We start from the raw sequence: 15,264 nt of genomic DNA on the forward strand, positions 1-15,264 counted from the left end.
GCCTCACGGCTGCTTGTAAACCACGCCGTTCTTCATCACAAAGCGCACATTCTTCAGTACAGAGATGTCGGCCAGCGGATTGCCGGGCACGGCGATGATGTCGGCGTAGAAGTTGGGCTTGAGCTGTCCTATGTCGTTCTGCCATCCGAGCAGGCGCGCGCCGTTGATGAGTCCGGCGCGAAGCGTGTCTGCCGCCGACATACCAAACTGGACCATCAATTCGTATTCACGGGCCTGGGTGCCGTGCGGAAAAGGGCCTACGTCGGAACCGACAACCATGGGCACTCCGGCGGCAAGCTGCTTTTTGAATTCCGCCACGTGATAATCGAACATGGCGCGACGACGCTGCGCGGAGGCGGGTGAGTCGGCGTGCAGAGCGAAGTATTCGGAGATGGCAAAGGTTGGCACGGCGTAGATCTGTTTCTCGCGCATCAGCCGCATGGTTTCTGCGCCGAGTTGGTCGGCATGATCGATCGAGGCGACTCCGGCGCGCGCAGCAAAGAGTGTTCCGGGCTCTCCAGTGGCGTGCACTCCAACGCGGGTCCCAATGCGAGCGGTTTCAGCGACGGCGGCGGCGAGCTGCGCCTCTGAGTACTGGTATGGCGTGGTGAAACGGCCATCGACGAGCTGGTCGCGCCCGGTCTGGTAAATCTTGATAAAGTCGGCGCCTTCCTTGATCTGCTGGCGGATGACGCGAACGAGGTCATCGGCGCTGTTGGCGTAGGTGGCATTCGAAGAGATGTGTTCGGCGGGGTTGTAGTGGATGGCGTCTTCATGTCCGCCGAGGATGTCGATCGCGTTGCCGCTGACGCGCAGACGCGGTCCGGGGATCAGTCCCGAGTCGATGGCATTGCGCACGGCGGAGTCGGCCGAGCCCGCGCCTTCAGTGCCCATATCGCGCTCGGCGGTGAATCCGGCCATCAGGTCTTCGCGCGCGGCTGAGGCCGCAATGAGTGTGCGCTCCGGCACCGACTCAACGACTGTCTGCAGGTCTTCGGCCCCAGGATGCAGAAACAGATGAATGTGCGCATCGATGAGCCCCGGCATCAGCGTGAGCTCTCCGAGATCGATGACCTTGACGCCCGAGGGATGTGTGACCGATGCACCCGCTTCCGCGATGCGATTGCCCCGGATGAGCACTTCGCCGGGAGAGACGAGGGTGCCACGCTCTACATCGAGCATGTGCGCTGCATGCAGCACAATTGCCTCGGGCTTAGCGTTGGTGGGTTGCTGTGCAAAGATCGTAGAGGTGAGGATCAGAACCAGAGCTGCGCGTGCGAAGAGGGTCGTGCGTGACATGCGCAAGATGGTAGCACGGGAGGAGCGGCCATTAGTGCTGTCGGGTCGGCTGGGTAACCCGCGAAACGTGAGTCGCTATATCGGCAGTGTGCTCACCCACTTCTGCCAAAAGAGGGCAGAAATGGGGCACCCGCGTTTTTCCTCTTTTCTTAGCCTCTTCCCCGGAACTTTATAATCTGGCGGCGGTCGCGTTTGGAGGGTCGAGTTGGCGGAAGGATTTCCCATTCGGCAAGGGCGCGACGCTCGGCTGCGGCTTTCTTGCGCTGCTCAATGCTTTCTTCCGATTCGCGATAAAGAGCCTGTGCCACCGGTGCTGGTCCGCGCAGATCGCTCAACCCTAGCACCTCAATTTGAAATGTCCCGCCGTCGTTCGTGACCGTTAGTTTGTCTCCGACGTGAACCTCGCGCGCAGGTTTGGCCTGCTGGGTGTTGAGCAGAACTCGGCCAAGTTCGCAGGCTTTCGTGGCGAGCGAGCGGGTTTTGAAGAAGCGTGCGGCCCAGAGCCATTTGTCGATGCGGACAGAAGTCATGCGTTCATTCTCCTACAGATCGACTTGTCGAGCAGCACAGTGCCGTTCGGCGCAGCGTTGCCGAGAGTTCGGATTTGGGCGTTCATCGTCCTTGGGTGCTCTATTGCGTAGCAGAGATTTATTCCGCTGCTTATGACGAGGGTATATTCTGTGCTGCTCATCTTTCATCAGTCCCGAGCGTTGTCGTCGTTCACTCAACTGCATTAGTGCGGGAGCGAGTCGCATGATCAAACTCCGGAAGTATTCGTCATTGTTCGCCTTTCTGATCTTCTTCCTACCAGTTACCCGAGCGCAGGATGTCAACTCTTTCGAGAAGCGCATCACCGTCAAGACCTTGGACAACGGATTGACCGTGCTGATCTGCGAACGTCCCGAGGCTCCTGTCTTTTCGTTTTTCACCAACGTCGATGTGGGATCGGACCGCGAGGTTCCGGGCATCACTGGACTGGCGCACATGTTCGAACACATGGCCTTCAAAGGAACAGACAAGATCGGGACCAGTAATTATGCCGAGGAGAAACTAGCGCTCGATAAGGTCGAGCAGGCTTACCAGGCATACGACAAAGAACGCCGCAAGACTGTAGGCCGCGACGACAAGAAGCTTGCGCAACTCGAGAAGGATTGGAAAGCTGCGATCCAATCGGCGCAAAAGTATGCGGTCGAAAACCAATTTGGCAAGATCGTGCAGGAGAATGGCGGCGTCGGTCTGAACGCATTCACCAGCCATGAGCAGACCGGGTATTTTTATTCATTGCCGTCCAATCAGGTCGAGCTTTTTGCCTACCTTGAGTCCGAGCGTTTCCTGCATCCCGTCATGCGCGAGTTCTACAAGGAGCGCGATGTAGTGCACGAGGAGCGCCGTCTGAGTGAAAGCCAGCCCATGGGCCGCTTGATGGAAGAGTTCCTGGGTACGGCCTTCATCGCACACCCCTACGGGCGTCCGGTCGTGGGATGGCCCTCAGATCTTGAATCATTTTCCGAGACCGACGCCGAGCGGTTCTATCGCACATATTACGTTCCCTCCAACATGGTGCTCACGATCGTTGGCGACGTGAAGGCCAGCGAAGTTATGCCGATGGTGGAGAAATACTTCGGACGTCTTCCCGCCGGGCCCAAGCCGGACCCATTGCGCACGGCCGAGCCGCCGCAGAGGGCAGAACGCATTGTCATCCTGCATGAAGCGTCGCAGCCGCTATTTCTTGAGGGCTATCACAAGCCTGATTTGAAAGACAAAGACAACGCCGTGTACGACGCTCTCCAAGACCTGCTCTCGAATGGCAGAACTTCGCGCCTGTACCGCTCGCTGGTGCGCGACAAGAAGATCGCGCGTGATACCTCGGGCTTCAACGCATTCCCTGGACGTAAGTATCCGAACCTCTTTGCCTTTTTTGCCGAGCCCACGCCGGGACACACCGCGGCTGAAGTTCGCGATGCCGTGCATGTCGAGATCGATCGGCTAAAGAAGGAAGACATCACCGACGAAGAACTGCAGATGGTGAAGGCCCGCACGAAGGCGGACCTGCTGCGCCAGTTGAACAGCAATTTTGGATTGGCCATGCAGTTGGGAGATGCGCAGAGGCTGTTTGGTGATTGGAGAGAACTGTTCCGGCAGGTGGACCGCATCGACCTCGTGACCAAGGAGGACATCCGCCGCGTAGCGAACGCGACCTTTGTCGAATCCAACCGCACCGTCGGAATGATTGAGTCCACCAAGCTTGCGCAGTCGGCTACCGCCACCAAGGAGGCGCAGTAATGAAGCGTCTTTACAGAATCGCACTCATTAACATAGCCGTTGTGTTTTCGTTATTGGCGTTCGCCCCCTCGGCAAAAGCGCAGGCCACCGATTACACCAAGATTCAGGCGCCTCCGCTGCATGCCTTCAAGCCGCAGGTTCCCAAGCGCATTCAGCTTGCGAACGGCATGGTGATCTTCCTCCAGGAAGACCACGAACTGCCTTTTGTGCATGGCACAGCCAGAATCCGCGGTGGTTCGATCGACGAGCCGGCGGAGAAAGCTGGTCTCACCTGGATCTACAGCCAGGTTTGGCGCAATGGCGGAACCAAGGAAACGACTGGCGACGAACTGGACGATTATCTCGCAATGCGCGCGGCCACCATTGAGATCACCGGCAACCGCGATGCTAACTTTGCCAGCTTGGACTGCCTAAAGCAGAACTTCGATGAGGTCTTCGGCGTTTATGCGGAGTTGTTGCGCAATCCGGAGTTCCGCGAGGAGAAGATACCCATCTCGAAGAACCACGTGACCACTTCGATTGCGCGGCGCAACGATGCTCCGTTTGAGATTGCATCGCGCGAAGCCACGAAATTGGTTTATGGCTCCAGCAACCCGTACGCGATTGTGCCCGAGTACGCCACCGTTGCCCGCATCACGCGTCAGGACCTCATCGACTGGCACAAGAAGTACGTACACCCCAACAACATCATTCTTGGTCTGGTGGGCGACTTCGATTCCAAGGAGATGGAGGCCAAACTGCGTAAGACTTTCGATTCCTGGCCCAAGGGCGCAGCGGCACCGAAAACCCAAATCGCCTTCCCTGGACCGAAGCCAGGCGTGTACCTTGCCGGAAAAGATGACGTGACTACCAGCCTTGTCCAGATTGTGGATAACGGCATTACGCTCGACAATCCCGACTATTACGCGCTCGAGGTGTTCAACCAGTTCTTTGGCGACGGGTTCTCCTCTCGCCTGTTCAACAACATTCGTTCAGTAAAAGGACTGGCTTACGCCGTGGGTGGTGGCGTCCGCGCAGACTTCGATCATCCTGGAATGGTTAACCTCTATGTGGCGACAAAGAGTAGCTCGACCGCCGCAGCAATCGACGCGGTCTATGCGGAACTAGACGGGTTGAAGGCCAATCCGGTCACGCCGGAGGAACTTGCGAAGGCCAAGAAGGCTCTGCTGAACTCGTTCATCTTCCGCTTTGCTTCGAAGCAGTACGTCCTGAACCAGCGAATGACATACGAGTTCTACGGCTATCCTCAGGACTTTCTGGAAAGATACCGTGCTGGCGTCGAGAAGGTGACGGCGGAGGATGTGGCCCGGGTCGCTCAGAAGTACCTCAGGAAAGACCGAATGGCGCTTCTGGTCGTTGGCAAAGCCAGCGACTTTGATCGACCGCTCGCCTCTTTCGGTCCGGTGACCACACTGGACATCACGATCCCACCAGTCGCGGGAACCGTGTCTAAGTAGCTGATAATCGTGAGACATATGAGGGGCTCGGCCCGAGTGGCCGGGCCCTCTTTTTTGCTCTGATCGAGGGGTAGGTAACCAGAATGGAACTCGCGCTTTTTCGCCCGGCCGAGCTTGAGTGTGAACCTTCCAGCGCTGATAGAATTCAAGGGCTTACAAGCGCGAGTGAACTTTGTGCGCTGTAGATTCGTACTAAGTCAGCATGGCGACGAGTGCATCCCCGTCTGTGCTGACCCTGTTCACGGCTGCTCAAGGCCGACAGGCGGAGGCTCGGGTGGAAGAGGCACAAGTAGTCGCCCAACTTGTACGCCGCTGTACATCCGGTGACACTGTCGCCTGGGAAGAGCTTGTCCAGCGCTTCCACCGTCGCGTTTACAACATCTGCTACCGTTTTGCGGGCTCCTCCGACGATGCCCAGGATCTGACGCAGGAAGTTTTCATTAAGATCTTTCGAACCGTGAGCAGTTTTGACGGGGAAAAGGCGTCCTTTAACACCTGGGTCACCACGATTGCCCGCAACCTGCTGGTCGATCATTTCCGCAAAACCCGCAACGATCGCGCTACCGACTCTATCGATGCTCTGCAAACGGCGGACGAGGAAGGGCCCACGCTGGCCGACCGGTTGGCTTCGGATGCCCCCGGTGCCGACGCTCACGTTCAGGGCCGGGAACGGCGCGAGATGGTGCATCGGGCTCTGCAGCAGATCTCACCAGACCTGCGCGAGGCCGTAATCCTGCGCGATCTGCAGGACATGGACTACCGGGAAATCGCCCAGGTGCTGAAAGTGCCGGAAGGAACGGTAAAAAGCAGAATCAATCGTGGACGGGCGGAACTGGCAAGGCTGTTGCAACGTACTTATAAGCAAGCCCTGTAACCCGGATGGGTGATGGATCCGGAGAGTGGGAACAAGGCGAGGGGTGAATTGAGATGTTGGGCGAATCAAAACCCGAGATGCAGTGCACAGAGTTTGACGCTCTGTTGACGGAAGCCATCGACGGCACGCTGAGTAGCGAAAGGCGGCAGCTGTTCGAGCGTCACAAGGCTGAGTGCACGGCGTGCGGAACGTTGTATGCCGAAGTTTCGAGCGGAGTGGCATGGCTGAGCGAGATCGAGGATGTAGAGCCTCCGCGAAACCTGGTGCACAACATACTGGCCGCCACCAGCGGAGCTGCCGAGCAGGCGGCCAAGGCTGAGCCACGGCGCTCGGTCTGGCAGCGTCTCCTGACGCAAACGCGAATTGTCTTTGCGCCCGTGTTGACGCCGCGTTTTGGAATGTCGATGGGCATGGCTTTCTTTTCCATCACCCTGGTGTTGAACATGGCCCAGATCCGCATCAAGGACCTGACGCCTCACAACCTGAGCCACACGTTTTACAGCAGTCAAAACAAGCTGATGAAGTATTACGAGAACATGCGCCTGGTGTACGAGATTGAGTCGCGTGTAAGAGATCTTCGCAACGCTACCGATGAGAGCGAGCGTGAACAGCGCGATCGCCGTCGCGACAAGAACAGCAATCAGACCCAGGAGCAGAACCAGAACAGCGAGCCCGACCGGCGTCAACATCGTGAATACAGTCTCGGTCAGAACGTTGTCATTGAGGCATCGTTGAATGGAGGTGAGCCGTTGTGGATGGCGCACCCCGGCATACTTGCGAAGCAGAGGAGAGAGATATGAACTGCGCACAACACCCCGACGCGGCAGCGGTAGCTTACTGTCGCACCTGTGGCAAGGCGCTCTGCGACGTATGCAAACGCGATGTGCAGGGAACGATCTTCTGCGAGTCCTGTCTGGCGGCCCGCATCAATGCCCAGGGAGCGGGTTTCAGAACGGGTTCGGGCGCTTATGGACCTGCGGCCGGAACCGTTCCTCCGTCTCGTCCCCCCGAGGACACCAGTCCCGGCCTGGCACTTTTTCTGGGATTTATTCCCGGTGTCGGGGCGTTCTATAACGGCCAGTTTCTAAAGGGATTCGTACATGTAATTGTGTTCGCCACGCTGATCTGGATGTCGGATCACGGCATGGGCGGTTTCGCTGGTCTTCTGATCACGGCCTGGCTCTTCTACATGGTGTTTGACGCATGGTCCACGGCCAAGGCCCGCAGGTACGGGCAGCCCTTGCCGGATCCGCTCGGCCTGAACGCGATCTTTGAGGGCCGCGAAGGCACCTTCCGCGAGCGCATGGAGCACGCGGGCGAGCAGATGGGCACCCGCATGGAGCACGCGGCGCGTGCGTTTGAGAATCAATGGCGCAATGCAGGCGCAGCGACTCCCGGTGGCACGACTGCCCAGGCCTCGACGGAGCCGGGCACGGAGGCCACTCCAGGCGCCACGACGACCGGCGAGTATATTCCGGGCTCAAACCAGGCGCCAGGGGCGTACTACAGCGCGGCTCCGGGTTATGTGCCGCCCAGGGAGCGTGAGCGCAATCCGGTCGGGGCCATCATTCTGATCGGGCTTGGGTTCGTGTTGCTGTTGGCAAATCTGGGATGGTTCAGCTTCGATTGGGTCATACATCTCTGGCCGCTCATTCTGATCGTGCTTGGCGTGTGGCTGTTTGTCCGGCGCCAGCGTGAGCCGAGGTGAGGGGGCTTCTATGAGCTACTATCGACCGAATCCTGCATGCAAATGTGGCCGTTGCAGTACGCACGGCTTGATTGGACCCGCAGTACTGGTCACCATCGGCATTCTGTTCTTGTTGGCGAATATGGCCAACTTCCCGTTCAACCGGACGTGGCCGGTTCTACTGATTGTTGTCGGAGCCATCAAGGCAGTGCGTTACATTGTGCCCGAGAGTGGGCATGTGAATCCCGGCCAGTATGCGCCGCCCTATACGGCACAGTACGGTTCGCCGTACTACCCGGCAACGCCGAACTCGGCTCCGGTAAACCCGGTGGTAACTCCGCAGCCTGGCCCCATCGCGGGAAGCCTGGGCAGCGGCGATGAAAAGGAGGTTCACAATGGCTAGTCAGGCGCCGATGTATGTACCTCCGCCGCCACGCCGTCGTTCCATCGTAGGGTCGCTGCTGCTGATTGTGATTGGCGCGCTGTTCCTGCTGCGCAACTTTGGTTATGCGATTCCGTTGTTTCAGTACTTCGTAAGGTTCTGGCCGCTTCTTCTGATCCTTATCGGAGTGGTTCGCCTTGCCGAGTTTTTCGCCGCGCGTCGTGCGGAGCGCCCCGTGCCATCAATGGGCGGCGGAACCATCTTTCTGCTGATCCTCGTCACCATGGTCGGCAGTGGTCTCACAGCCGCCTTCCATGGTCGTCACGATATCAACTGGGGCAACATCCGCGACAATGTCGATGTCGATGACGACCTGTTGCACCTGTTCGGCAGCGAGTACACCTACGACGGCGAGTTGACGCAGGAACTGCCTGCAAACGCTGCCGTTCGCATCGCTCTCGATCGCGGCAACGTCACGGTGAATAACTGGGATCAGCCACAGGTGAAGGTCATTTATCACAAGCGCATCTTCGCCGGCAGCCAGCACGTAGGCGACTCAACCAACAACGCCACCATGCCAAAACTGCAAGTGCAGGGGCGGATCGTTGACGTGCAGGGCAACACCGAAGGCGCCGGACCAAAAGGCGTCGCCTCCGATATGGAAGTCTTCGTTCCTGTGAAGGCCGATGTGGAGATCACGCAGCGTCGCGGCGATGTTTCGGTAACGCAGCGCACGGGCGAAATCAAGGTGAACTCCGAGCGCGGCGATGTAACGCTCGACCAGGTGACTGGCAATGTAAACGTCGTAAGCCGTCACGGCTCGCTCCACGCCAGCAACGTCACCGGAAACGTCACGATTGATGGCCGTCTCGATGACCTTGCGCTGGACACTATCTCCGGCAACGTGTTCGTCACGGCCGACATCTTCGGTGACACCCGCTTGTCGAAGCTGCAGAAAGGCGTGACGATCCGCACCTCGCGTACTGATTTGCAGTTTGCCAAGCTCGATGGTGATCTGACGATGGATGCCGGCGACCTGCAAGGCGACGGACTGCTTGGCCCTGTCTCGCTCTCGACCAAGGCCAAGGATGTGAACCTCCGCAATCTGAAGGGCGACGTTCGCATCACGGACGATCGAGGCGACATCAACCTTGAGAGCAGCTCGGCTGCCACGCTTGGAAATCTCGACCTCACTACACATCATGGTGATGTGCACATCCGGCTTCATCCGAAGGCGAATTTCCAGTACCAGGTCGTGACGCATCACGGCGAGATCAGCAACGAGTTCGACGAGAAGCGCACGACAGGGCAAAGCAGCGTTTCAAGCGCATCGGGTGTGGTGGGCAAGGGTGGAGTGAAGATTAATGTCACGGCCGATACCGGAGACATTGAGATCAGCAAGGCTGATGGTTCCTTGCCGGATACTCCCGACAATCCCGTGAAACCGCCGAAGCCTCCAAAGCCGCCGAAGACGGGCAACAAGGTCGGCGATGTCGAAGTGATGTGACCGATCCCGGACAAAACAAAACCGGAGAGCTTCGTGCTCTCCGGTTTTTCGTGCATGCGAGATTATCAAGCGCCTACGCGGCCTGCGTTGCGCAACGGGAATCAACCGAAGTTGATGGGGTGCTTCCCAAGCCAGTGAGAGTCGCGCGTGTTCCCAATGTTGCGCATCGCACCGCGAGCGATCCCTGAGGACAGTTCGCGAGTGTCCCACGCTACCCCGGCGGTGAAACCCACAACCGCGCCCACCACTCCAAGTGCCACAACTGCGGCTGGCTTTGGCTTGCGACGCTGTACCAGGACTCCGCAGAGCGCGCCTACGCCCGCGCCCACCAGGGTCGGCGCCCAGGATGCCCGAACGGAGCGTCCGAGGACCTCGCCCACGCGCTGGCCTTCCAGCACCAGTTCATAAGCAGCGCGTGCGCCGCTCCAGCCTGAGCCCGCAAGATCGCGGCCGTATTCAACTTCTGACTTTAGCCAATCACCAATTTTCATCCCAACCCATCCCCGTTGATGCCAGCAAATTCAGTACAGATGAAACTTGATAGTACCTCTGACCGTGAGAAAGCGAAAGCGATCATCATCAGGGAACGCCAACCTTTTTCGGGCCAGCCTTTGTGGCTTCGGGAAAGAGTGCGAAAAAAGCCGGAGATTGGCAATCAGAGAAAACCCCGACCCGGCATTCGGATCGGGGTTTTCGGGCCAATACCATAGAAACCGCTCAGGGTACTAGCCCGGCGCCTATGCCGCGGGCTTCTTGCGAGGGGTCTTTATGTCCTGGTTCTCGACCAGATCCTTGTCACCCTCCACACGCAGTTCCTCGCGCCGCACATCGCCCGAAACCTTTTCCGTGCTGGTGACCTGCCGCTTGCCGACCCGGACTTCTTCGTTAACTACCTGCTGCTTGTCGGCCACCGCACGCTCTTCCGAGAGAGGCACGCGGATCTCCTGGTTGTCGCCGATCTCGCCGGATGCGGTCCTGTCGGTGGGCTGCACTCGCTCGATCACCAGTTCTTCGCGAGTCACCGGGACTTCAATCGTCTGGTTCTCCGTTATCACTTCCTTGCGCAGACGCACGTCACCGCGCTCCACGCGTTCTCGATGTGCTCGCAGCAACTCGCCTCTGAGCTGGATCCGTTGGTCTTCAACCCCGGTGTAATCGCTGGTGTTGGTGCCAAAGCGCGTTCCTGCCTCGCCCTCTGGAGTACGGAACCTGCCAGTCGTCCGTTGGGTATCAGCGAAGGTTTCAAATCCGCTCTCGCGCAGATCGCCGCCGCAACGTTCCAAGATTTCGCGGGCCGTTTGCAGATTGCTCCCCACCACCGTAACGATGGCTCCTCCCGACCTAAGCCCATGGGAGTAGTACGTTGAGCGTTCGTCCGACCAGTTCATGTTCGCCGTCGAGGTACGGAAATCCGTTGCGTCATGAACATCGCCAGAGAAGAAATTTTTAACGCCCTGCCAGAAGGAGTGATGCTGTCCCTCACCGAACTCCGTGCCGCGACCTTCACCCTCGTCCGGACGCATGCGTAGAGAGGCATTATTCGGTTGGCTGATGTCCGTGTCGCTCCGGCCCACTCCCTCGTCGGGGCGCATGCGAAGAGAGCTGTTGTTCACGGCATCGCTTACATTCGTATCGATTCTCGGCGTTTGGCCTGAAATCTCATCGGCCCGCAATCTATCGGTACCATAATCGCTGTCAACAGCGCCTGACTCGCTGTCGAGCGCCGCTAGTCCGATTTGATCACTGCTGAAGCCTTGTTGCTTGAGTTCCGTAAGGGCTCGGTAAGCATCGTTCTGATTGGAGAAGAATGCTGTAACTCGTTCTGAATTGCGGAAGGCATCCTCACCTGAAGAGTATCTATTCGTGGACATCCACTGCTCCTTTTTACTCACGACTATGGTGCGGGCTCGCGCCTACAAAGCGAGCCAACGAAGTCGAGCGCACCTGTTTGCTGTAGTTTCTTCGTGCAGTCGGTTTCGATGCGGCCTGTACCAATCGAATTGAGTGGTGCATGAGTTTTTCGCAATCTGGCGAACTCGCGCACCGCGTTGGCCTCAAAAGAGAAATCCCCGGCCTGTGCAGACCGGGGATCGATCACGTAGCGCGCAGTAAGCTACTGCTTGTTCATCATGCCTTGATACTGGCGGGCGGGGTCGGTCGCGATCAGGTAGATCGTATTCGCGTCCACTGCGTACAGGTGGATCGGAACTGCGCCGATGGTTCCGGAACCGCGACCATTGTTGGCCAAAGAGTAGTTGCCTGATTGCGGAACGTCCGTGTTGATGCTGTTGGGAGTTTGCGAGTCGATCGTGCCAATGAGTGTGCCCGCACCGTCCGCATCGAAGTTGCCCTGCGACTCTACATTTCCGGCACCTGCCAGTACACCGAAGAGATTTTCAGCGTAGTTGCCGGAAATGTTGGCCAGCGTTAAACCTGTTGTCTGCGCTCGCATGGTTCCGGTTTCGACAATGCCAAAATTCCCCGCCGAGGAACCCGTAACCATGATCAACGACGTTTGCGGAGTAGCCTGCCAGCCCACGATGTTCATTGATGAGTTTGAAAACTTCAGCGTGGCTGTCCACCGACCGTTCAATCCAACGGCATAGTTTCCGCTGAAAGCGACCGAGTCGAAGAATGAGCCTGCATCGTTGTAGTCCTCGATCGCATTGATGATTGCACCTGTTCCATCGAGGGTCAGCCGGCCCGTCTCAACAATGGAGCCGTTGCTGTCGAATCCGGAAATCGCAAAGACCTCATCTCCCTTGAGCGTTGCAACGCTCGAGGCCGGGGATGCTTGCGCATAGCCATAGCCATGCAGGAAGAAGTTGCGATCCGTGCTAAGCAACTCGATCCGGTTTTGCGCGATGGGGTACACGATGAAGTTGTGCGTCGTGCCGTTCGAGGTATAGTTTGCTGTCCCTCGCGGCGTGCCGAAGTTGAAACTCCCCGAGACGGTCAACTGCGAGCGGAACGTCCCGTTATCGTTCTCGTCGATAGTGCCCGACACCGAGTTGTTGACCGGATTGAACGTCAGCGCTCCCACTGCTCCGTAAACGTTATTGGCCTGATCCTCGCCGTCCAGTCTCACAACGTAGGTCACTGCAATTTGTGGCGCGGTAGGCGTGGAACTCGGCACAGGAAGAATCCTGCCCGTCGCATCGGAGCTGTTGGAGATTTCAAACAACTTGGCTTCGCCGTTGGCTTGCATTACAAATCGGTAAATCGCCCGTCCCGTGCTTCCATTGAGCGTCATCTGTCCACGCCCGTCCTGGTTCACAGTGTAGGTGCCGGTGATTTTTTCATTCAGTGCCTGGCCGCCGCCGTCGTTGGTCCTGTCGCGGGTTCCGGAGGCTATGTTGCCTTTTCCGTCCGCTGTAAATGTTCCGGCTACGGCAGAGAAGAAGTTTCCATTGCTGCCGTTTGCTGCGAAAACGTAGGTGCCATTCAGGCTTGCCGTGCTGTAACCGGCGTTGTTGCCCGATGAGGGTGGCGTGGGAACCGGAGTGATGTTGAGACCACCGTTAAACGACCCGCCGCAAGCCGTCAGTAAACTGAGAGCGCCCAGGCAGAAGAGCGTGAAAGTGATTTTGCGCATGATCACCACCGTCAGAGGTAAGTCTCTACAAAGGCGTAAACGCAAGCGCCCGTCGAAAGTTTCGTCATAGAATGCATCTATGAACAATCAGTTCGTTTCATTTCCGCCGAAACCGGTAAGCCGGGAATTGTACCTGATCGGGTTTCGTCTTGACCCCGGTAATGAGGGACCGCAGTTCTACACCCTGATCGGAGTGGAAAACGGGAATGAGACGCCAATCACTTCTGGCGATCGCATCCTGTTCTTCCGTACTCCAGAGCATGCCCAGAAGGCACTCGCGAGCAGCGATAACGGATTCCGTGATGTGCGCCCGCTGCCATCGGAGCTTGAACTGCTTTGCGACATCAGTGAGGCACTTTACTTCGCCAATGCCGAAAGCGAAGACAGCGATGGCGTCTTGTTTGAGACTATTGCCGTCTTCGATGATCTTCTCAAAGCAGTGAAAGTCAGCGTTCCCGAGGAGTACGCAGCCGTGTTGGGAACCATGGCTTTGCGCTTGCGTGATAATGCCGAGTTTGCCAGCTTCCTGGAGGAAAGCGGCCTCTCGCGTGAAAAGCTCGAAGACGCCCTCATGTGGTGTGTCGGAGCCGTCGCCGTGAAAAGCTGCTGGGTTTCCTGATTTACTGCCAACGAGAATAAGAGAACCGCCGTGCTTAAACTGCGCGGCGGTTTCGTTTTTCTGTAAAGATCTTTAGCTCCGCGTGCTGGCGATCTCCGGTTGATACCGTTTCGCCTTGGGCGGGAACTGGAGATGATCGCGTACAAGACTCTCCTTCAGTTTCTCGAAGGCTTCTTCCGGCGAGTTCACAAACGTGAACAGGTTCACATCGTCGGGCGCAATGGTTCCTGCGTCGGCCAGTGCCTCAAGATTGAGCACACGACGCCAGTACTCCTCGCCATAGAGAAGCACCGTCATCTTCTTCGCCAGCTTCTCGGTCTGCGCCAGGGTCAGAATCTCAAACAGCTCGTCGAGCGTGCCAAACCCGCCCGGGAAAACTACCAACCCTTTAGCGAGATAGGCGAACCAGAGCTTGCGCATGAAGAAATAGTGGAATTCGAAATTGAGTTCCGGCGTGATGTATGGGTTCGGAACCTGCTCGAACGGCAGCGCGATGTTGAGCCCGATGGTCTTTCCGCCAGCTTCGTGCGCGCCGCGATTGGCCGCCTCCATGATTCCAGGGCCGCCACCGGTCGTGACGACAAAACGGCGCCGCTTGCCCGGCAGAGTCAGCGTCCATTCGGTGAGCATATAGGCCAGTCGGCGCGCGGCTTCGTAGTAGTGCGCCATATCGACGGCGCGTTGTGCGCGATGTGCCTCCTGCTCATGCTCGGGCGCGGGTTGGGCAGAGCCGGGGCGGGCAAGAAGTTGAACAGCCTCTTCTGCGCTGCTCAGGCTGCGGAATCGGGCTGAGCCGAAGAACACGACTGTGTCCTGAATCTTTTCGCGGCGGAATCGAGCCAGTGGCTCGGTGTATTCGGCCAATATGCGTAGCGGGCGTCCGTCGGGTCCCCTGAGGAAAGTCTCGTTTTCGTAGGCAAGTGGTGCGCGATGGTTCTCGTTCTTTGTTTGAGTGGCCATATTGAGCTATGAATGCAACCTGCTTCTATACCTCTCTGTCCCGAGCAGACGTGAATGCAGGTGTCTGCTTCAGCAAACGTTTGATGAGGATAACTGCGGGAGAGTTTCGCGGCGAGCTTGCTGGATTCGGCGTAACAGTTCCTAGCGAAGATTGCGAAAGTGTGTGGCATCTGAAATCCCCATCCACACATCGACGAGCCCTATGCCTGAGATCATCCCTCGCACAAAGCTGAGATTGAGAATAGTTTTCGCGGCAGGCCATGCGGTAAGCAGCGGATTCTCAGTCCACAATCTGGTCCACGGAAGCAGCATAACCAGGATGCCTGCCCAGACGGCGATGGCAACTTCCACCAGCAGCAACAGCCGTTGCGCCCATACCGGAGGATGGTTGGAATTCGGTACCCGCTGACCGGATTGCTGTTCCGGCGTCTGCGGTTGTGACGTCTGCTTCAGCGGTCCTGCTTCCATCGTCTTTTCGATGCGATCCTGTTTTCCGGCGATTGGCATACCTGTTCGAGAGTCTACAATGCGGCGTCTCGCAAGCACACGATTTTGATTCTACGCTGAGGAACGCAAAATACAGAATCGCACCCTGGTGTTT

Annotated in this window: 15 protein-coding genes; 8 read left to right on the forward strand and 7 right to left on the reverse strand. The window is 57.8% G+C overall.

The genetic code is table 11. The features are described 5' to 3' along the window. Positions 1–3 precede the first annotated feature (3 nt). Complete coding sequence (locus AC6IY8_RS17150; protein WP_497775885.1) at positions 4–1,299, reverse strand: metal-dependent hydrolase family protein; 1,296 nt, start codon at positions 1,297–1,299, stop codon at positions 4–6. A 149-nt stretch (positions 1,300–1,448) separates the two neighbouring features. Then, positions 1,449–1,829 (reverse strand): RNA-binding S4 domain-containing protein, encoded by a 381-nt coding sequence (locus AC6IY8_RS17155; RefSeq protein ID WP_497775887.1) that lies wholly within the window; start codon positions 1,827–1,829, stop codon positions 1,449–1,451. Between the two features lie 223 nt (positions 1,830–2,052). On the opposite strand from AC6IY8_RS17155, the gene AC6IY8_RS17160 reads away from it, so the two are divergent. The 7 genes from AC6IY8_RS17160 to AC6IY8_RS17190 all read left to right on the forward strand — a co-directional run bounded on the left by AC6IY8_RS17160 (position 2,053) and on the right by AC6IY8_RS17190 (position 9,489). Continuing rightward, positions 2,053–3,582 (forward strand): M16 family metallopeptidase, encoded by a 1,530-nt coding sequence (locus tag AC6IY8_RS17160; protein WP_497775889.1) that lies wholly within the window; start codon positions 2,053–2,055, stop codon positions 3,580–3,582. Then, a complete protein-coding gene (locus AC6IY8_RS17165; RefSeq protein WP_497775890.1) occupies positions 3,582–5,039 on the forward strand; it encodes a M16 family metallopeptidase in 1,458 nt (485 codons plus the stop codon). The genes AC6IY8_RS17160 and AC6IY8_RS17165 overlap by 1 nt, the downstream gene beginning before the upstream one ends. Before the next feature lie 202 nt (positions 5,040–5,241). Continuing rightward, positions 5,242–5,913 carry an RNA polymerase sigma factor gene (locus AC6IY8_RS17170; protein WP_497775891.1) on the forward strand — a complete coding sequence of 224 codons (672 nt, stop codon included), beginning with the start codon at positions 5,242–5,244 and terminating at the stop codon, positions 5,911–5,913. Between the two features lie 53 nt (positions 5,914–5,966). Beyond that, positions 5,967–6,713: an anti-sigma factor family protein gene (locus tag AC6IY8_RS17175; RefSeq protein WP_497775892.1), complete on the forward strand. Its 747-nt coding sequence runs from the start codon at positions 5,967–5,969 to the stop codon at positions 6,711–6,713. Further along, entirely contained in the window at positions 6,710–7,621 is a 912-nt protein-coding gene (locus AC6IY8_RS17180) for a LiaI-LiaF-like domain-containing protein (protein ID WP_497775894.1), read from the forward strand. Before AC6IY8_RS17175 ends, AC6IY8_RS17180 begins: the two co-directional genes overlap by 4 nt. 10 nt (positions 7,622–7,631) lie before the next feature. Next, positions 7,632–8,003: a LiaI-LiaF-like domain-containing protein gene (locus tag AC6IY8_RS17185; RefSeq protein ID WP_497775896.1), complete on the forward strand. Its 372-nt coding sequence runs from the start codon at positions 7,632–7,634 to the stop codon at positions 8,001–8,003. After that, complete coding sequence (locus AC6IY8_RS17190) at positions 7,996–9,489, forward strand: DUF4097 family beta strand repeat-containing protein (protein ID WP_497775897.1); 1,494 nt, start codon at positions 7,996–7,998, stop codon at positions 9,487–9,489. The genes AC6IY8_RS17185 and AC6IY8_RS17190 overlap by 8 nt, the downstream gene beginning before the upstream one ends. 101 nt (positions 9,490–9,590) lie before the next feature. Here AC6IY8_RS17190 and AC6IY8_RS17195 read toward each other — a convergent pair whose 3' ends face one another. The 3 genes from AC6IY8_RS17195 to AC6IY8_RS17205 form a co-directional block, all read right to left on the reverse strand. Continuing rightward, positions 9,591–9,980, reverse strand: coding sequence for a hypothetical protein (locus AC6IY8_RS17195; protein ID WP_497775899.1), 390 nt, complete (start codon positions 9,978–9,980; stop codon positions 9,591–9,593). A 246-nt stretch (positions 9,981–10,226) separates the two neighbouring features. Further along, a complete protein-coding gene (locus AC6IY8_RS17200) occupies positions 10,227–11,360 on the reverse strand; it encodes a YsnF/AvaK domain-containing protein (protein WP_497775900.1) in 1,134 nt (377 codons plus the stop codon). Positions 11,361–11,602: 242 nt separating this feature from the next. Beyond that, positions 11,603–13,084 (reverse strand): hypothetical protein, encoded by a 1,482-nt coding sequence (locus AC6IY8_RS17205; protein WP_497775901.1) that lies wholly within the window; start codon positions 13,082–13,084, stop codon positions 11,603–11,605. 79 nt (positions 13,085–13,163) lie between these two features. On the opposite strand from AC6IY8_RS17205, the gene AC6IY8_RS17210 reads away from it, so the two are divergent. After that, complete coding sequence (locus AC6IY8_RS17210) at positions 13,164–13,703, forward strand: hypothetical protein (protein WP_497775903.1); 540 nt, start codon at positions 13,164–13,166, stop codon at positions 13,701–13,703. 72 nt (positions 13,704–13,775) lie between these two features. On the opposite strand, the gene AC6IY8_RS17215 is transcribed toward AC6IY8_RS17210, so the two are convergent. Together AC6IY8_RS17215 and AC6IY8_RS17220 are read right to left on the reverse strand one after the other, a co-directional pair. Continuing rightward, on the reverse strand, positions 13,776–14,663 hold the full coding sequence (locus AC6IY8_RS17215) for an LOG family protein (RefSeq protein ID WP_497775904.1): 888 nt from the start codon (positions 14,661–14,663) through the stop codon (positions 13,776–13,778). A gap of 141 nt (positions 14,664–14,804) precedes the next feature. Continuing rightward, entirely contained in the window at positions 14,805–15,170 is a 366-nt protein-coding gene (locus tag AC6IY8_RS17220; protein ID WP_497775906.1) for a hypothetical protein, read from the reverse strand. Between the last annotated feature and the right edge of the window lie 94 nt (positions 15,171–15,264).

This window comes from Koromonas soli (assembly GCF_059726265.1).